This is a genomic window from Sorangium sp. KYC3313 (assembly GCF_052075895.1).
In the GTDB taxonomy this organism is placed as follows: Bacteria; Myxococcota_A; Polyangia; order Polyangiales; family Polyangiaceae; genus Sorangium; species Sorangium cellulosum_B.
The window spans coordinates 8635504-8654143 of record NZ_CP197255.1; the positions used below are offsets into that span (position 1 = coordinate 8635504).

Sequence of the window (18640 nt, forward strand, 5' to 3'; positions counted from 1 at the left end):
ACGGGATCTCTTGGCAAATCCCGCTGGGTGAAGAACCGGCATCAGATGAAGAACGGCAAGAACACGATGATCACGGCGGGGAGCATCTTGATGAGCACGTGGATCGCGGGGCCGGCCACGTCCTTGAGCGGATCGCCGATCGTGTCGCCGACGACGGCGGCACCATAGGTGGGGTTGTCCGCCCGCGCCCCCGTCTCGTCGACAAGGTAGCGCCCACCGTGCGCGCCGGTCGCGATGTACTGCCTCGCATTGTCCCAGATCGCCCCGGTATTCCCCAAGAAGAGCGACCCGAGGACGCCTGCGACCGTCCCGGCCATGATCAAGGCCGCGACTGAATCGGCCGCGACCAGAGGATTATCTTCCGTCCTTGCAAAGCGCAAGGCAAGTCCCACGACGACGGGCACCACCGCGGAGACGAGGGCCGGCGCGATCATGTGGCGCAGCGCTGCCCGAGAGACCATCTCGACGCAGGGCTCGTGGTCGCCGACGAAACCCGGCGGGCGGGCGCGGGCCTGGCGCCTCACCTCGTCGAGGACGCGTCGGCCCGCCTGGAGGACGTTGCGGATGCAGCGGCCGGCCAGCCAGAAGACAAGGAGGATCCCGACCAGGGCGCCGAGATAGACCTCGGGCCGGTCGAGGCGCAGGACCATCGCGGTCGTCTCGCCGCGGATCGGCGCGCTCGACGTCAGCGCGCGGCGCCGGGACTCATCGAGGTAGCCAGCGACGAGCAGCAGCGAGGCGAGCGCGGCCACGCCGGCCGTGTACGCCTTCGTGAGCGCCTTGGTCGTGTTGCCGACGGCATCGAGCACGAGGGTGCGGCCACGCACGTCCGGCCGCTCGCGGGCGACGGTCACGGCGACGATGCCGCCCGCGTTGTCCACGATGGGGCCGAACGCATCCATGGCGAGGACGTACCCCGAGGTGCCCAGCATCCCCATCGTCGCGACCGCGGTGCCGAACAGGCCGCCCCCGGCGAGCCCGGAGCGCGCGCCGAGCAGGTAGGAGCCGAAGGTGGCGCCGACGACGACCAGGAGCGGGAGCACCGAGCTCTCGAGACCGATGGCGAGCCCGCGCAGCACCACCATCGCGGAGCCGCTGCGGGCCGCCTCGGCGAGCTCGCGCACCGGGCGGTGCCGCTGCTCCGTGTAGTACTGCGTGACGTGCAGCACGCCGATGCCGGTGACGATGCCGATGACGCCGCAGGCGAAGAAGATGACCCAGTGGGCGCCGAGCAGCCACTTGGCGGCCCCGGCGATGCCGACTGCGTGGAGGGTGGCCGTGACGTAGAGCCCTCGCACGAGGGCGTTGAAGGCGTCCTCGCGGTCGTCGGTCTTGACGACCATCACGCCGAAGAGCGTCGCGATGAGGCCGAACGCGCGGCTGACGAGCGGGAAGAGCACGACGGCGAGGGCGCTCGGGAGCCCGACGTTGTTGCGGAAGAGCATCGCGCCGACCACCATGGCGCCCGCGTTCTCGGTGACGGTGGAGGCGAAGACGCCGGCCGCGCGCCCGGCGCAGTCGCCGACGGTATCGCCTGCCAGGTCGACGATCGTGGCCGGGTTCTGGAGGTCGTCCTCGTCGAGCCCGACCTCCGCGCCGGCGAGGTCCGCGCCGAGGTCGGCCGCCTTGGAGAAGGTGCCGCCGCCGAGCTGCGCCATCAGGGCGGCGAAGGAGGCGCCGAGCGGGTAACCGGCGATGACCCAGGGGATGGTCGGGGCGAGCGCGAGCGCCTCGGCCGGCTCGGCGCCGAGGCCGCCACGGAACGCGAGGACCGCGGCGAACAGGCCGCCGAGGCCGAGCAGGCTCATGCTCGCGACGAAGAGCCCCGACACGGCGCCGCCGCGGAGGGCGATCTGCAGGGCGAGATCGAGCGAGCGGCGGGCGCCGCTCGCGGCGCGTACGCTGGTGCGGGGCGCGATCCAGGTGGCGACGCGGCCGGTCGCGACCGCGCTGGCGGCCCCGACAGCGAACGAGAGCGTGAGCCAGACACCGAGCTCCAGCGCCGGCACCGGGTTGTTCTCCCCGGCGCGCCGGAGGAGGCCGTAAGCGAGGAAGATGGCGCCTCCGAGCATCGCGGAGACCGCGCCGATCACGCTGCTCTGGCGGCGAAAGTACGCCTCCGCGACCCCCTGGATGATCGCAGCGACGCGCTGCATCTCGGGCTCGACCGCAGGGCGTGCGATGATCCAGCGAGCGAGGTAAGCCGCAAAGGCGAGCCCGAGCAGGCCGCCGCTGAGGATGAGCGCAAGCTCCGTCATGACGGGCGGACCGGGCGCGCAACGTGGACGCGCTGCCTCGGCCGGTGAGGAACGATGCGGGTGATTGCCGCGGTGTCGACAAGGGCGCCGCAGGAACCCGCGCTGCAGCGGCGCACGCCTTCCCTACTCCGGCCAGGAGGGCCGCGCAAGCGAAGAAGACGCGCGCGGCTAGGTCATTTCAGGTCCTTCGCGTCGCGTCCGACCACGTGGTCCAGCCGGGTCTTCGCGACGAGCGCGCCGACACGCGCGTTGATCTGCTGGAGCCGCGCGCGCGTCACCTCGCCCTCGGCGTCGACCACGTCGACGCTCGTGGCCCGCCCTGCGCGGAACAGCTCGGATCGGACGCGCATCGACTCCGCGGCCGCCGCGAGCTGGCGCTCTGCAGACTCGATGCTGCTCGTGGCCTTGCTCAGCTCGGAATACGCCGAGACCACCTCGAGGCGGAGGGCGTCGCGCAGCGCGGCCTTCTGCTCCGCGATCTGCGTGGTGCGGGCGTTCGCCTCGGCGGAGGCGGCCGCGGTGGCGAAGATGTCGTTGACGACCCACGTGGCGCGGACGCCGGCGGCCCACGTCAGATCGAACCTCTCCTGCGTCGGAATAACGCGCTGGTTGGGGTTCGCGTAGGTGAGATCGGCGAACGCGTCCACGCGAGGGAAGTAGCCGGTCCTCGTGACCGCCTCGACCTTCTCGAGCGAGTACTGCGTCTCGTCGAGCGCGCGGATCTCGAGGCGCTTCTGAAGCGCCTCCTGGACCAGCGCCGGGAGCGCCTCGGCGGGCGGCTTCGGAGGCGCGCTGCCCATCACGTCGATCCCCAGCGTGAGCGGCCTGTCCTGCGCGGCGCCGAGCGCGATCCGGATCTGGTCGTCCGCGACCAGGAGCGCGGCCTGCGCCTCGTTGAGCACCTGCTCCGCGCCGGCCACCTGGGCCTCGAGCCGGAGCACGTCGGCGCGCGAGAGCAGACCCACCTCGAAGGTGCGGCGCGCGTCCTCGACGTGCGCCTTCGCCTGAGACACCGCCTCACCAGCGACGACGACCTGCCCCTTCACGCGGACCCAGTTGAAGAATGCGACCTTCGCGTCGGCCGCGGCCTGCAGCGTCTCCGCCTGGAGCTCGAGCTTCTTCGCGCTCTCCGCGTGGGACGCAGCGGCGTATCCCTGCGAGAGGCGGAACACGTAATCCGAGATGGGGACGGCGAGGTTCGCCGTGAGCGAGTAGCTGTTGGGCGGCGGTGGCGCCATGAACTGCCCGAGCGCGCCCATGATGGCCTGTTGCTCGGGGGGCAGATCCGTCCCCGGGGGCTCTCTCTCGATCTCTGACAGGCGGGTGTAGGTGGCCGTCACCGTGAGCCGCGGAAAGAAATTGACCATCGCCTGGTCGACCTTCGCGGCCGCCGCGCGGAGATCGGCCTGCTTGGCGCGGAGCGACGCGCGCGTCCGCAGCGCAGCCTTCGCGACGTCGTCCGGCGTCAGCCCTCCCGGCTGCGGCGCGAGCGCCGTGGCGAGCGGATCGGCCTTCGGCGCGGCCGGCTGGGCCGCAGCGATGGAAGCGCCCGGGGGCTGCGGTTGGCCCGCGGCAGGAGGCGCCGGCGCGGGCGGCGGGGTGGCCGGCTGCGGAGCCACCGGTCGGGGAGCGGCCGGCTGCCCCGCGGCCGGTGAGGCGATGAGCCCGAGGGCGAGCAGCCCGGCGAGCGTCGAAGCCAGCGAGATGCTGCGTCGAGACGAGGGTGCGGTGCTTTTCATGACCGGTCGGTCACTTATGGGCGGTGAGAGCACCCGTCAAGTCACAGGCGATCCCGCGCATCGCGTCTCGGCGATGGCTCGCCTCGCCGTCTGCGAAGGTGACCGGGCAGCCCGCGCTCCCGGCCCACGGGATGCTTGCGCCCCAAGGCCCGCGTCATGGGCTGGCCGCGCCGGACACCGTCCGGGACCACGCCGGCCCCGATGGTCTGGTGCGCTCGTCATGCCGTGCCGCAATGGGCCACGACAGCAGGGACGTCGTCACCGATGCGCATCACGGGACCCGCGCCAGACGCGCCACTCAACCCCGCTCACGCGCGTTGTGGACGGCAGGAATACGTCGCTCTCTCCGCGGCAACACATATTGCCGCGCGCGATCGGATGGAAGAACATCGAATGAAGTGGCCGCCATCTTGCTTGGCGGCGGACCGGAGGCCCTCATGCATAGACTGCTTGCGTCGCGCCGCAGCTTCTCCCCGTTCCTCGCCATCCTTGTGATCGCATCACCCTTTGCCGCCTGCGCTCCGTGGGAGCTCGGTGAGGACGACACCCCCGACATCGACGATCCTGGGAGCGTCGCGGTCGCGGCGGAGCCGCCGCCCGCCATCAGCGGCGGAACGCTCGCCGTGAGCAAGAGCGCCCTCCGGGCGGTGGCCGCGGATCCGGATCGCGACCGGGTCTGGATCGTCGATCTCCAGGCGCAGAAGCTGACCGCGGAGATCGCCCTGCAGAAGGGCGACGAGCCGGGCAGGGTCGTCGAGGACGACGCGGGTCGCTTCCACGTCGCGCTCCGCCGCGGCGGCGCGATCGTGACCATCGACGCGGACAGCGGGACGGTCGTCGACCGGCGCGACGTATGCCCGGCCCCGCGGGGGGTCGCCTACGATGCGCAGACCGACGCGCTCCATGTCGCGTGCCTCGGCGGCGAGCTCGTCACGCTCCCGGCCGGTCCCGGCGCGGCGACGCGCCGCCTGAAGCTCGATCGCGACCTGCGCGACGTGGTCGTGGACGGGGACCGGCTCCTGGTCAGCAAGTTCCGGTCTGCCGAGCTGCTCACCATCGGGGCGGACGGCATCGTGATGGAGCAAAAAAAGCTCCCGAAGTTCAACCTGTTCGGGCAGGAGTTCGCGCCGACCGTCGCCTGGCGGACGATCAAGCTGCCGACAGGCGGTATCGCGATGGTCCACCAGCGCGCCTTGATCGCGCCCGTCGAGATCGTGGAGGGGGGCTACAGCTCCGGCGGATGCGATGGGAGCGTCGTCCACGGCACGGTCTCGGAGGTCGGGACACCCGACTCCGACGGCCAGCCGAACCTGGCCGCTGCCCTCCCCTCCGCGACCCTGCCGGTCGATGTCGCGGTTTCCGATGACGGTCTCTCGTATGCGGTCGTCGCGGCCGGCAGGAGCGAGATCCTCATGACCAGCCGCGCGAACTTGAACATGACGATGGATGCCCCCGAAGGAACCTGCGTCGAGGCGGATCAGCGCGTGGTCGTGGAAGGCGAGCCCACGGCCGTCGCGTTCGCCGGCGGCTCCGTGGTGGTGCAGACCCGCGAGCCGGCGGGCATCCAGGTCCTCGGGGCTCCCAACGCCGCCGGCAACCGCGTCGCCAAGGTCATCACGCTCCCCGGGGAGAGCCGCAGGGACACCGGCCACGAGATGTTCCACCGGAACGCTGCCGGCCCGATGGCGTGTGCGTCGTGCCATCCGGAGGGAGGCGAGGACAGCCATACCTGGCACTTCAACCCCATCGGACCGCGGCGCACCCAGTTCGTCAGCGGCGGGATCCTCAACACGGCCCCGTTCCACTGGGACGGCGATATGTCGGGGATCGAAGCCATCATGGACGAGGTCTTCGAGCGGCGCATGGGCGGCATGCACCAGGGGCCGCGCCGGGTGAAGGTCCTCGCCCGGTGGATCGACAGCCTCCCCGCCCCGCCGGTGTCGTCGGCGCCCGACGCGGAGGCCGTCGCGCGCGGCGAGGCCCTCTTCCACGACAAGGCCGTCGACTGCGCGACCTGCCACGCGGGCGCTCAGCTCACGACCAACGACTCGTTCGACGTCGGTACGGGCAAGCCTTTCCAGGTGCCGTCGCTGGTCCGCATCGGCGTGCGCGCGCCGTTCATGCACGACGGATGCGCGCCGACGCTGAAGGACCGGTTCACCAACCCCGCCTGCGGCGGCGGCGACCGGCACGGCAAGACGTCCCAGCTCTCGGACGCCCAGATCGACGATCTGGTCGCCTACCTCGAGACCCTCTGACCCCTTCCGGCGGGATTTTCCGCCGATGAGCCCGCCCGATCGCGCCCCTTCACCGCGAATGATGTAACGAGCGCCGAGCCGCGATATGCTGGCGCGGCGTGAACGTCGCCGAAAAAGTCGCCACCCTCGAAGCGCTCCTCCACCGGGTGCAGCGGAACGCCGCTGCGCCTCGCACCCGGGCGCAGCTCGCGGCCTCCGCCGAGCTCGTCCCGCATCGCGGCGAGGCGCCCGGCGCCATCGCCAACGACACGGCGGGCGCGGCCTCGCCCGGCCCCAGGTTCAGCTCGACGGAAACGTCGCCGGCGAACGAAGCACGGCCGGCAGCGGCGGCCAGCGCGGTCGCCGCGAGTGGACCGTCCGCGCCGCGCGCCATCGAGCCCGTCCTGGACGACGTCGGTGGCATCGACGCCTTCAGCCCGGCGGCCGCGAAGGCATCGCAGGCCGCGGCGGCCAGCGCCGCGAAGCAGCCCGCAGCGGCCGCGAAGGCACCGCAGCAATCTCCAGCGAAGACGCCGCAACAGCCGCCGGTGAAGACGGCAGCGGCGGCCACGCCCGCAGCGAGCGGGGCCAAGGCCGCGGCCTTCAAGCCGGCCACGGCGACGCCGGCGCGCACCCCTGCGCCGCCTCCCAGCTCACCCGGGAAGCCGGGCGCGAGGCCCGCCGCCTCGCTCGATCTCCCGCGGGCAGACGCCGGCCCCCCCGCCGGTGCTCAGGAGACCTTCCGCCCTCCCGCGGAGGCGGCCGAGCCGAAGCCGAGAGAGGCAGCCAGGACCGCGGCCAAGGTCACGGCGCCTGCGGCCAGGTCAGCTGCCCTGGGCAAGGACGCGCCCGCTGCAGGCCCGGCGGTGCCCCCGGCCCGGGGCTCCAGCCCGCGCGCAGAGACGAAGCCGTTCTTCCCTCACGAGGACGTCGCTGCGCGGCCGAAGGTGGCGGAGAGCGACAACGAGCTCTCGTTCGCAGGGCTCCTCCCCGACGAGCCGGAACCCGGCCAGAAGCCCGCTGCAGCGCTGAAGCTCCCGGCCGAGCGCAGGGCGGCGCCGGATGCCGAAGCGCGCGCGGAGCGCAGATCCCGGCCCGACCGCGCGGAGGTGCACGCCACGACCGCGTCGGCCGCCGCGGACGACGCCTCCACGCTCGAGGCGGCCACCGCCCGTGGGCCGTCCTCTTCTGGTGAGCCGGTCACCCCCAAGGCGCCGGATCCGATCGCCGTCGCCACGCGGCGCGCGATGGGGGAGCCTGCCACCGAGCGAGAGTTCAGCCGCGAGATGGTCGACGACGAGCCGACCGTGATCCGCGGCATGCTCGAGGACGAGCCCACCGTCATTCGTTCTCGCCCCGAGGGCCTCGAAGACGAGGAGACGGCGGTCCGCTCCGCGCGGTCCGAAGCGCAGGCCATCGCGCGATCGGTCGCGGAAGAGGCCGGCGATGCGTCGCCTGGAACGCTGCCCAGAGACGCGGGCGACGAAGCGGATCGCAGGTCCAGGCCGAAGGCGGCCGACCGCGACCTTCTCCCGAAGGTCATCACCAAGGACCCGCCCCTCCCGGCCGACAAGGACGTGAAGCCTTCCGACCACGTCACGGCGCGGCCCGCCGCGGACGCCGGAATCACCGTGCGACCGCCGCCGCGCCCGCGCTCCCGCGTGGGCATCGTGATCGCCGCCGTGGCGCTCCTCGTGGGCGGCGCAGCGGTCGCGTACCGGCTCAGCGTGTCTGACCCCGAGCCCGCGCCCCTCCCCAACGTCGACACGTCTCCGGGAGCGACCCAGGGCGCGACCGCGCAGCCGCCGGCCACCGCGCCGACGCCGACCGCCGCGCCCACCGAGACGGCGCCCGCTGCACCGTCCGCGGCCGAGACCGCGACGCCGGCAGCGAGCGCTGCGCCCGAAGCGAGCGCTGCGCCCGAAGCGAGCGCTGCGCCCGAAGCGAGCGCTGCACCCGAGGCGAGCGCTGCGCCGGCCGCAGGCAAGGCCGAGGATCTGCCGCCGAGCCGGGGCCACCTGATGGTCAATTCACCGGAGCGCGCGTCGGTGTATGTGAACGGCTCGCTCGCCGGAAGCACCGGAGAGGCGCTCGACGTGCCTTGCGGGACGCGTTACGTGCGGCTCGGCAAGCTGACGACGGAGAAGACGTCGAACCCCGCGTGGCTCTCCGCCGGCCAGGCGGTCATCGTCGGTTGCCGCAAGCAAACGGTCGTGTCGATCACGCCCTCCGCGGCGAGCCCGACGCCCGACCGCACCACGAAACGGAAAGGCAGCCCCGCCGGCACCGCCACCCCGGACGATGAGGGCGCTGCGCCCGCGCCCGCTGAAGAGACCGCGCCGGCGCCTGATCCCGCTCCGTAGAAACCCGCGCCCCCGGCCGGTCCGGTCGGGGCCTGCTCCCTCGGGGTCGCGACATGCCCCATGCAGAGGGGCAGGAGCGCGGTGTTAGGCTCCGCGCCCGATGGATTCCGAGACGACTCCCCTTCCCCACGAGGCCGGCGCCGCAGCTGGCGACGCGGCGTCGTCGGCGTCCGTCAGGGTAGCGAACTCCGGTCCCTTCCCGCTGCGCAGCCCGGCAGGGGGAGCGCCCCTCGACGACGTGGCGGCGACAGAGCTCAGCACCCTCGCGACGATCGTCGCCGGAGCGCGGGCGGCGCAGATCGCCTGGGCCGAGGTCCCGATCAGGGAGCGCGCCGAGCGCATCGCGCGCGTCAAGAAGCGCCTGCTCGCGCGGGCCGAGGAGATCGCGACGCTCGTGCACCGCGAGTGCGGCAAGCCGATCGAGGAGGCCGCTCTCGCTGAAGTGCTGCCGAACGCGGATCTCATCGACTACTGGACCCGGTCCATCGAGGAGCTCCTCGACGACTCCCCCGTCGCGCTCGACCCGCTCGCCTACCCCGGCAAGGTCGGGCGCATCCAGAGGGATCCGCGCGGCGTCGTCGCGCTCATCACGCCCTGGAACTACCCTGTCGCGATCCCGCTGCGCACGATCGTGCCGGCGCTGCTCGCGGGCAACGCCGTCGTCTTCAAGCCGAGCGAGGTCACGCCGCGCTCCGGCGCGCTCGTCACGTCGCTGTTCGACGGGCTGCTCCCGGACGGCGCCCTCGCCGTCGCGCAGGGCGGCGGCGACGTCGGCGCCGCGCTCGTCGGGGCCGGCGTCGATCTCGTCGTCTTCACGGGCAGCGTCGCCACCGGCAAGAAGATCGCCGTCGCGTGCGCCGAGCGCCTCATCCCGACGTCCCTGGAGCTCGGCGGGAAGGACAGCGCCATCGTGCTCGGCGACTGCGATCTGGAGCGCGCCGCGCGCGGCGTCCTCTGGGGCGCCTTCACGAACGCCGGACAGAACTGCGCCTCCATCGAGCGCGTCTACGTCGAGCAGGCGATCGCGGACCGCTTCATCGCGCGCATCGTCGCGCTCACGGGGCAGCTCCGGGCCGGCATCGACGTCGGCGTGATGACGACGGCGCGGCAGGCGGAGATCGTGCGCCATCAGCTCGAGGCGGCCGTCGAGGGCGGGGCAGAGATCCTCGCCGGCGGCGCGCCGGAAGAGGGCTCGCTCGCCTTCCCACCGACGGTCCTCAAGGTGGAGCGCGAGGACACGCCGCTGCTCCGGGAGGAGACCTTCGGCCCCGTTCTCCCCATCATCGTGGTGAAGGACGCCGAGGAGGCGATCGCGCGCACCAACGCGTCCCGCTTCGCGCTCACGACCAGCCTCTGGACCCGCGGCTACGAGCGGGCCCGCGCGCTCGCGCGACGGCTGCGCTCCGGCGTGGTGACGATCAACAACCACGGCTTCACGGGCGCGCTCCCGGCCGCGCCGTGGACGGGGGCGGGAGACAGCGGCTACGGCGTCACGAGCAGCCCACACGCGCTCGCGGAGCTCACGCGGCCGCGCTTCTTGCTCGAGGACCGCAGCAGGGCGAAGAGCGAGCTGTGGTGGTACCCTTATACGCCCGCGCTCCGGACGGTCGCCTTCGCGATGGCGCGGGCGCGCGGTGGAGCCGGATGGTTCGGCCGCGTCAGCGCCCTCGTCGAGCTCGTCGCCGCGCTCGCGAGGCGCCTGCTCGGTCGCTGATCCAGAGACCCATCGAACGAACGCATGCGCCCTCTGATCCTCCTCTCCAACGATGACGGCTACTCCGCGCCGGGTCTGACCGCGGTGCGGGACGAGCTCGCCCGGCACGCCGACGTGGTGGTGTGCGCCCCCGCGGTCAACCAGAGCGCGACGAGCCACTCCCTGAGCCTGCACCGCGTCCTCCGGCTGCTGGAGGCTGCGCCCGGCGTGTTCGCGGTCGACGGGACGCCCGCCGACTGCATCTACGTCGCCCTTCACGCCGGCACGCGCGTGCTGCCGCGGCGCCCCGATCTGGTCGTGTCGGGCATGAACCACGGGCTCAACCTGGGCGCCGACATTTTCTACTCGGGCACCGTGGCCGCCGCGCGCGAAGGAGCGCTCCGCGGCGTCCCCTCGATCGCGCTCTCCGCCGATGCAGGCGCGTCGCTCCCGGCCGCAGCGGCGCTCGGCGTCGAGCTCGCCCTCGCCCTCCACCGCGCCGCCGGGCAGCAGGGACGCCGGCCAGCGCCGCTGCTCAATGTCAACATCCCTGCGGGCAGCAGCTGGCCCGTGCGGGCCACGCGCATGGGCGCGCGCTTGTACACCGAAGAGGTGATCTTTCGCCGGGATCCGCGCGGGCACGAGTACCTCTGGATCGGCGGCGCGGGCGTACGCCACGACCTCGTCCCCGGCTCGGACACCGAGGCCTACGACGCAGGGGCCGTCAGCGTCACCCCGCTGACCCTCGACCTCTTCGCCGCGCAGCACGAGGGCATCGCAGGCCTCCTCGCCGCGGAGCTCAACGACGGCCACGTCGCCTGACGTAGCTCGCGTCGCGACGCGTGGAGCGCTTTCCGGCTCGAATGCGCTCGCCTACGCTCGGCGTCATGTTCAATCACGACGCCCTGCCCTCCGAGCACGCGCTCCGTTATCTCAAGGCGCACCTCCGGAACGTCCCGGATTTTCCGAAGCCCGGCATCCTCTTCAAGGACATCACGCCGCTCCTCGCGGATCCGCGGGCGCTCCACATCACGCTGGATCTCCTCGCCCAGCGCTTCGTCGGCGAGCACGTCGACGTCGTGGTCGGCGTCGAGTCCCGGGGCTTCATCTTCGGCGGCGCGCTGTCGGCCCGGCTCAACGCCAGCTTCGTGCCCGTGCGCAAGCCAGGCAAGCTCCCGGCCGCGACCGATCGCGTGGCGTACGCGCTCGAATACGGCAAGGCAGAGCTCGAGATGCACAAGGGCTCGATCAGGCCGGGGGCCAGGGTCCTCATCGTGGACGACCTGCTCGCGACCGGCGGCACGGCCGCGGCCGCGGCCGAGCTCGCGCGCAAGCAGGGCGGCGAGGTCGCCGGCTTCGCCTTCGTCGTCGAGCTCGATTTCCTCGGCGGTCGTGCGCTCCTCGCGGAGCGCGCCGGCGACGCGGCGCCGGTCTTCTCGATCGTGCACTTCGCCGCGGGCGAGTGAGCGTTCACTCCTGGCCCACGCCGACCTGCAGCTTGCGCGCGACGGTGCGGCTCGCGGTCGTCGCCCGGGTCGGCCCGCCGACGGGGAACGTGATGACGACCGCGCCTGTCCCGCCCTTGGTGATGCCCCCGCCGTGCGCGCCCACCAGCTTACCCAGGCTCGCCGCATCGAGCGAGGCGCCCGCGCCGCGCAAGGCGTCGATCGGCCCCACCCCTGGCAGCGCGGCGAGCGCCCCTCGATCGACCGCCGACATCTCGGCGAAGAGGCCGGACGTATAGACGAGCGCCGTCGCCGCCGCGGCCGGATCCGAGCCGCGGAACCAGGCGCCGGCGTCGTGGTAGGGCAGGTGCGCGCAGCGCGCGTACAGGGCGCCCAGCGCCGCGGCGGCCGCGTCGGCCATGCGGTCGCCGAGCGCGACGAAGCGCGCCCGGTGCGCGGGATCGAAGTATGCCCGCGCGTATCCGCCGGAGAAACGCGCGGTGATCGCGCGCCACGACGGAGAGCGCTTCGCCTCCTCCGCGTCGAACCCGGGGACGATCTCCACGACCCCGTCGGTGATCGCGGCGAGCTCGGCGTCGGCGCCCGACGTCAGCTTGCCCTGCGCGATGAGCGCGCCGAGCCCCACGGACTCGGCGGTCAGAGCGGCCGGTTCCCCTGCGCCGGCGGCGACCTCCGCTGCAGCGGCGCCGCGCGGCATCGCCAGCCAGAGCTCGGCGACCCAGCCCGCGAGCTCGAAGGGCCCCATGGAAGCACCGGCGTAGATCCGCTTGCGCGCGGCCTCGCAGGTGCGCGCGTTCCGCGCCGCATCCTGGCCGGCGGTCGTCTCCGGCTCTGTGGGCGAGGCGGCCGGGGCCTCCCGCGATCGGAGCATGCGCGACGCGAAGAGCGCGCCGACGACCACCAGCGCGAGCACGCCGACGGGGATCACGAGGTGCCGCGCTGGCCGGCCCCGGGCGGCCGGCGCAGGCGGCGCGAGCGAGCTCACCGCGCGGTGCGCCAGAGCGAGCCGCCGCGCGAGGTCGGACGCCTTACGCGTGCGCAGCTCTTGTGGCAGAAGCGGCCATTGCTCGACCAGCTGCTCCAGATCGATGGCCACGGGAGCGCCGCGCCCACGCAGCGCGATCTGGCGTCCCTGCACGCTCACCGAGCCCGATGTTCCAAACAGGCCCAGGGCCTCCTGTACAGCCGCCTCGATCTCCCGCGCGCTGGGGTCGTCCACGCTCGCAGGGTAGCCGGATTTGCCGCCGGCATGCCGCCGCTTCTTCACGCCGCCCGGCCGTCACGGTCGCAGGCGCGAGCGGCGATGGAAATGCCGCCGAGGGCCGGCGGACATGGCACATTCCCGCGCGTGCAGAAGACGCGCGTCTACCTGTCGCCGGGCATGTTCGGCTTCGCGACCCTCGCCTCCCTCGAGTATTTCGAGCACTTCATCCGCGCGATCGAGGAGCGGTTCCGCGATCGCGGCCGCATCGTCGAGATCCACGTCTGCGAGGTCCACCCGACCGCCTCCATCCTCCGTCGGGCGGCGAAGCTCGCCCGCCTCGTGGACGAGAGCGCCGGGGACGACGACGGCCCCATCCACATCGTAGGCCACTCGACCGGAGGCCTGGACGCTCGCCTGGTCGCTTCGCCGACGGCGCGGCTCCCCGGGAACGCTCACCGCCGGCTCGGCTGGACGAGCCGGCTGCGGTCCGTCACCACCATCAACACGCCGCATTTCGGCACCCCGCTCGCCGCCTTCTTCGCCACGGTGAGCGGCCAGCGCCTGCTCTACGCCGTCACCGCGCTGACGGTGGCCGGCCTCAAGCTCGGCGCGCCGCCGCTCGCGGCCGCGTCGGCGCTGGTCGCCGCGTTCGGCCGGGCGCAGCTCGGCTTCTTCGAGATCGAGCTCATCGATCGCGCGGTCGAGAGCTTCATCCGCGTGCTCGACGACGCCTCGAGCCGCGAGCTGCGCGCCTGGCTGAAGCTCTTGCGCGACGACCAGGGCGCCATCGTCCAGCTCATGCCCGAGGCGATGGATCTGCTCCACGCCGGCCTCGAGGACCGCGCGGGCTTGCGGTACCAGAGCGTCGCGACGTACGCGCCGCGCAACGCCGTCCGCGACTGGGTATCGGCGCTCCGGTCGCCGTGGGGAGCGATGTCGGCCGCCATCTTCACCGCGCTGTCGAACATCACCGCCCGCCTGAACGAGCACTACCCTTGTCGCTCCCATGACGGCTCGATCGAGCAGAAGCTCGCGCGCGTGCTCGGGGAGCTGCCGCCGCTGGACGCCAACGACGGCGTGGTCCCGCTGGCCTCGCAGGTCTGGGGGGAGCTCATCTGGGCCGGCAAGGCCGACCACCTGGACATCGTCGGCCATTTTCCGGGCAAGGGCGGGCACATCGACTGGCTGGCGAGCGGAGCCCGCTTCAACCGCCTGCGCTTCGACGCGGTGCTCGACCGCATCGTGACCGGGATGGTGGCCGGCGAGCAGGGCGGCCTGACAGAGCGCGCGGCGGCGCCGCCGCGCCCGCTCGCGGAGGCGCGTGCATCGGAGCGCGGCGTGGACGTGGGGCAGAGCGGCGCCTCGACGAGCTCGGGCGGCGAGCCCGCCGCGTGAGCCGCGGCGGCGCGGCGCGCGCGCTCGATCGGATCACGGCGGAGCTCGTCGAGTGCCGGCGCTGCCCGCGGCTCGTGGCGTGGCGCGAGGACGTCGCGCGAGAGAAGCGGCGCGCTTACCGGGACCAGACGTACTGGGGCCGCCCTGTGCCGAGCTTCGGCGATCCGGACGCGCCGCTCGTGATCGTCGGGCTCGCCCCGGCGGCGCACGGCGGGAACCGCACCGGCCGCATGTTCACGGGCGATCGGTCGGGTGACTTCCTCTACGCGGCGCTCTATCGAGCGGGGCTCGCCTCGCAGCCGACGAGCACCGCGCGCGACGATGGGCTCTCGCTCCGGGGCGTGTTCATCACCGCCCCCTGCCATTGCGCTCCCCCGGACAACAAGCCCACGATCGCCGAGCTCGCGGCGTGCCGCGGGTGGATCGACCGAGAGCTCGCGGCGCTGCATCGGGCGCGCGTCTACCTCGCGCTCGGCAAGATCGGCTATGACGCCGTCGCCGCGCTCGCCCGCTCGCGCGGCGCGTCCGCGGGGGATCGCGCGGAAGCTCACCCACGCCTCCCACCGTTCGCGCACGGCGTCGAGGCGGCGATCCCCGATCCGCGCGGCGGCGCCGGGGCGGCGCTGCTCTTCGGCAGCTACCACGTCAGCCAGCAGAACACCCAGACGGGGCGGCTCACCGGCGACATGTTCGACGAGGTCCTGCGCCGCGCCGCCAGCGCGGCGGGGCTTCGCGCCCCCGAGCGATCTGGACGTTAGTCCTGCTTCGACAGGAGCTTCTGCAGATCGCCCGACTGGAACATCTCCGTCAGGATGTCGGAGCCGCCGATGAACTTCCCGTCCACGTAGACCTGCGGGATCGTCGGCCACTGCGAGTAGTCCTTGATCCCTTGGCGCAGCGAGGGATCGGACAGCACGTTGACGTCCTTGAAGTCCACGCCGCACTTTTTCAGGATGTCGACGGCACGCGCCGAGAACCCGCATTGCGGGAAGGTCTTGGTGCCCTTCATGAAGAGGACGACGCGGTTGCTCTCGACGGTATCCTTGATCGCCTGGTGGATGTCGCTCATGGCTCGTTCCTGATCTCCCGCCGCGAGCGGGATCGCCCATTGTTCAATCTACACAGAAGCGGCGCGCGGCTGCCGGGCCGCACGCCGTGGCGTGCCGGCGGGGCTCGCGACGGGACCGCGCTGGGCTCGCCAAGCGGACCACGGACCGCCCCGCCCCGCGCGCGGTTGTGAACGGGGTTTCTGGTGTCGCCCTCCGCCCGCGTCAACTGGGCTGGAGCGCCGCAGGGGTCCCATGGAGGGCTGCGGGGACCGGTGTATGTATCCTCGGGCGGGTGCGCCGACGGCTTGGTGCGTCTTCGCGAGGGAATTGGGGGCGGTAGGCAGCGCCGGCCAGGCTCAGCGCATCCATCGGGGGCTCGACGGCCGCGGCGATGCGGGGACACGGCGGGCGATCGACACCGCGCGCCCGCCCGCGAACACGGAGACGTCGAACGCTGGTGGTCGACAACGTGCTCCAGGGCCTGTGACCGCAGGCCGCGGCGACGCCGCGTTCCGCTCGCTGGACGCGCCTCGCGCCATCTGCACCGCAGCGTCTGGCCTCGCGCCGCCAAGTCGTTGTAGAACACGCCCCCACCTCGGCCGTCTTACCGACCGTGACGCGGCGGTGAGCCGCCGCGGGTGCGGCGAGCGTCCCACTGTCGCGGCCTCACCCGCACAACCCTGAAGGAGCCTCGTATGCGCTTGCACGTCCTCATCCCCGCGGCCCTGCTCGGCCTCGCGCCCCTCGCCTGCGGCGGCAGCGACCCGGAGCCGAACAACCCGTCGCAGATGCAGAACCAGTACGGGGCGTCAACCCAGTACCCCCCCGGACAATACCCGCCCGGACAGTACGGTCAGCCCACCCAGCCGGGCCAGTACGGCCAACCCACCCAGCCGGGCCAGTACCCGCCGCCGGCCACCACGACCCCCGCCCCGACGCAGACGACGCCGACCGCGACGGGCACGAGCACCGGCCAGGCGACCCCGATCGCGCCTGCCGCGGTCAGCGCAGCGACCCCGATCCTCACCGCCATGGCGGCCTCCGAGGTCCAGGGCATGCAGCCGGAGGGCGGCGCGTTCGCCGGGCAGTTCCAGGACGGCCAGACGCTCGAGCAGCCGTTCAATATCCAGCCGGGCAAGTGTTACTCGGTGATCGGCGTCGGCCTCGGCGTCCAGGAGCTCAACCTGCAGATCGTCGCGCAGCCCGCGCCGATGCTGCCGCCCGTGGTGCTCTCCCAGGACAACACGACGGGGCCGAACGCCACGCTCGGTGGCAAAGGCTCTTGCTTCAAGAATCCGCTCCCCGTGGGCGGCCCCGCGAAGGCCATCATGACGGTCCGGGGCAGCGGCCTCGCCGTCGCCCAGATCTACGTGAAGTAGCCGCGTCCCTGCGGGCCGGCGCCGTCTGCCTCACGCATCGAGGCGCGGCGCCACCGCGCGCGCCTCGGGACGTCCGCTGTCCTGCGATCGTCCGCTGCCGCCACGCGGCCCTGGCACCACCGCCTCGCGGCACAGCCCGCGACGACGCTCCTGTGTGACCCCGCTCACCCCGAGCTCTGCTCGGCAGCGTCGGTGGCCGACGGACCGGGCTCACCCGGAATGCCGTCGTACGTTTGCCCCTCCACTGTTCGCCGGGGGAGATGCAAGGTACACTCCAAGGGTGAGCTTGCCTTGGAAGTACTCGGCTCCCTGGATCGCCATCGTCGGACTGGCGTCCTGCTCTTTTCGTATGGCCGATGAGTCGGCGGAAAGCCCCGGGTTGCCCGGGGACGCCGCTCACCCCGCCGTCTTGGCGTTCGAGGAGGACGGGACGCTGCAGCTCGTGCCAGGGGAGCTGCGGACGGTCTGGGTCATGGGACGACCGCCGGCGCCCTACGAGGTGAGCTTCACCCTCCTCGGCGAAGCTGCAGGTGCATGGGTCGACCGCACGACGGCCGTCACGGACGAAAATGGCAGGGCCTCGGTTCAGCTCCATGCGTCGACCCTGGGAAGCACGTTTCGGCTCCGTGCCGCGACGAAGGGCGGGCCGTCCGCGGAGCTCGGTGTTTCGGTGAGCGCGGAGGGCTTCGGCACGCTCCGCGTCATCCCGGTCTACGAGGGGACGCGCGTCGCGAAGGACTGGACGGCGAGCGTCGTCGCGGAGGCCACCTGCGAGGAGATCGCAGCCGCTGCGCCCGAAGCCCCCGTGGGCGCGCTCGTGGCGCACGGCGATCCAGACGAACCGGTGGTCGTCGAGGGCGCGCCTGTGGGGCCGAGCCTTACCGTCGCTCTGCACAGCGGTCGGATCATGTGGGGTTGCGTGAGCGAACGAGAGCTGCAGGCCGGCTCCGCGCGCGACGTCCGGGTCCCGATCAAGGACCTGCCGATCGATATGGCGGCGACGCGCCTCGACACGAAGCTGACCCTCGTGACGGCGGAGGGGCTGACCGCGATGCTCGAAGCAGCGACCGAGCAGCTGCTCGACGCATCCTTGCCTGCCGGCGCGGAAGCCGCATCCCTGCTCGACGCCATGCAGCGTGCGGCGCCGCCGGACCAGGCGCCCGCGTTTGCCGCGCAGCGGATCGAGCGTGACTGGGACGCTGCAGCACAGGCGCACCTCGCCGCGCTCCCGCTCCCCCTGCGCGACATGTGTCGTGGATGGGCGCGTACCGGGCTCGCGGGGACGCCGCTCGCGCTCGACGGCCAGCTGAGCGGCGTGGCAGACATGCAGGGACGCGCGCTCTTCGAGGCGAGCTGGCTCGGCAGCGTGACCTCTGACAACGCGGGTGTACCACCAGCACATTTCATGTCGTGGACGGCGGATCCCGGCGACGTGCTCCGGCTCGCGGGGACGCTGACGTGGTCACCGACCCGAACCATCGGCGGAGTGACCGGGCTCGGGGTCGCAGCGGAGACGGACGCGGAGTCCGTCCCCGCGGCGCTCGCCGCTGCCGCTGAGTGCCAAACGCTCGGCGAGCTGCTCGGCGGCTACTCCGACTGCACAGGCGACTGCATGGCGATGCTGTGCGCTGGCGGGCTCAAGCTCCTGTGGCGCGCTGGCACCGAGGCATCGGAGACGGCCGGGATGGTCGGCGAGATCGTCGTGAACGCTTCAGGCCCTGCGCAGCTCGACAGCTCCGCCGCGCCGATCGCATGGACGGCCGACTGGCTCGGGACCATCCGCTACGGAGAAGGCGACGAGGTCGGCGTCGAGGGACGGGTGAACGCCGTTTCGCCGGAGGCCGTCACCCACTAGCG

Annotated in this window: 13 protein-coding genes; 9 read left to right on the forward strand and 4 right to left on the reverse strand. The window is 72.7% G+C overall.

The window, feature by feature from the left end; all coding sequences use genetic code 11:
• Positions 1–41: 41 nt before the first annotated feature.
• Both ACSRUE_RS32835 and ACSRUE_RS32840 read right to left on the reverse strand, forming a co-directional pair.
• Positions 42–2258, reverse strand: a complete 2217-nt coding sequence (locus ACSRUE_RS32835) for a sodium-translocating pyrophosphatase (RefSeq protein WP_441287040.1) — start codon at positions 2256–2258, stop codon at positions 42–44.
• A 173-nt stretch (positions 2259–2431) separates the two neighbouring features.
• Positions 2432–3997, reverse strand: coding sequence for a TolC family protein (locus ACSRUE_RS32840; RefSeq protein WP_441287041.1), 1566 nt, complete (start codon positions 3995–3997; stop codon positions 2432–2434).
• 437 nt (positions 3998–4434) lie between these two features.
• Here ACSRUE_RS32840 and ACSRUE_RS32845 point away from each other — a divergent pair, with 437 nt between their 5' ends.
• From ACSRUE_RS32845 to ACSRUE_RS32865, 5 genes are all read left to right on the forward strand, one after another.
• Entirely contained in the window at positions 4435–6255 is a 1821-nt protein-coding gene (locus tag ACSRUE_RS32845) for a c-type cytochrome (RefSeq protein WP_441287042.1), read from the forward strand.
• Positions 6256–6353: 98 nt separating this feature from the next.
• Positions 6354–8597, forward strand: coding sequence for a hypothetical protein (locus ACSRUE_RS32850; RefSeq protein ID WP_441287043.1), 2244 nt, complete (start codon positions 6354–6356; stop codon positions 8595–8597).
• Positions 8598–8697: 100 nt separating this feature from the next.
• Complete coding sequence (locus ACSRUE_RS32855; RefSeq protein WP_441287044.1) at positions 8698–10311, forward strand: aldehyde dehydrogenase family protein; 1614 nt, start codon at positions 8698–8700, stop codon at positions 10309–10311.
• Positions 10312–10335: 24 nt separating this feature from the next.
• Positions 10336–11112 carry a 5'/3'-nucleotidase SurE gene (surE, locus tag ACSRUE_RS32860; RefSeq protein ID WP_441287045.1) on the forward strand — a complete coding sequence of 259 codons (777 nt, stop codon included), beginning with the start codon at positions 10336–10338 and terminating at the stop codon, positions 11110–11112.
• Positions 11113–11153: 41 nt separating this feature from the next.
• A complete protein-coding gene (locus tag ACSRUE_RS32865) occupies positions 11154–11756 on the forward strand; it encodes an adenine phosphoribosyltransferase (RefSeq protein WP_441287046.1) in 603 nt (200 codons plus the stop codon).
• A gap of 4 nt (positions 11757–11760) precedes the next feature.
• On the opposite strand, the gene ACSRUE_RS32870 is transcribed toward ACSRUE_RS32865, so the two are convergent.
• Complete coding sequence (locus ACSRUE_RS32870; protein ID WP_441287047.1) at positions 11761–12975, reverse strand: hypothetical protein; 1215 nt, start codon at positions 12973–12975, stop codon at positions 11761–11763.
• Positions 12976–13104: 129 nt separating this feature from the next.
• On the opposite strand from ACSRUE_RS32870, the gene ACSRUE_RS32875 reads away from it, so the two are divergent.
• Together ACSRUE_RS32875 and ACSRUE_RS32880 are read left to right on the forward strand one after the other, a co-directional pair.
• Positions 13105–14355: an esterase/lipase family protein gene (locus tag ACSRUE_RS32875; protein ID WP_441287048.1), complete on the forward strand. Its 1251-nt coding sequence runs from the start codon at positions 13105–13107 to the stop codon at positions 14353–14355.
• A complete protein-coding gene (locus ACSRUE_RS32880) occupies positions 14352–15113 on the forward strand; it encodes a uracil-DNA glycosylase (protein ID WP_441287049.1) in 762 nt (253 codons plus the stop codon). Before ACSRUE_RS32875 ends, ACSRUE_RS32880 begins: the two co-directional genes overlap by 4 nt.
• On the opposite strand, the gene grxD is transcribed toward ACSRUE_RS32880, so the two are convergent.
• Positions 15110–15424, reverse strand: coding sequence for a Grx4 family monothiol glutaredoxin (gene grxD, locus ACSRUE_RS32885; RefSeq protein ID WP_437536647.1), 315 nt, complete (start codon positions 15422–15424; stop codon positions 15110–15112). The genes ACSRUE_RS32880 and grxD overlap by 4 nt on opposite strands.
• Before the next feature lie 675 nt (positions 15425–16099).
• On the opposite strand from grxD, the gene ACSRUE_RS32890 reads away from it, so the two are divergent.
• Both ACSRUE_RS32890 and ACSRUE_RS32895 read left to right on the forward strand, forming a co-directional pair.
• Positions 16100–16783, forward strand: a complete 684-nt coding sequence (locus ACSRUE_RS32890) for a hypothetical protein (protein ID WP_437768169.1) — start codon at positions 16100–16102, stop codon at positions 16781–16783.
• A 280-nt stretch (positions 16784–17063) separates the two neighbouring features.
• Positions 17064–18638: a hypothetical protein gene (locus ACSRUE_RS32895; protein ID WP_441287050.1), complete on the forward strand. Its 1575-nt coding sequence runs from the start codon at positions 17064–17066 to the stop codon at positions 18636–18638.
• Positions 18639–18640 lie beyond the last annotated feature (2 nt).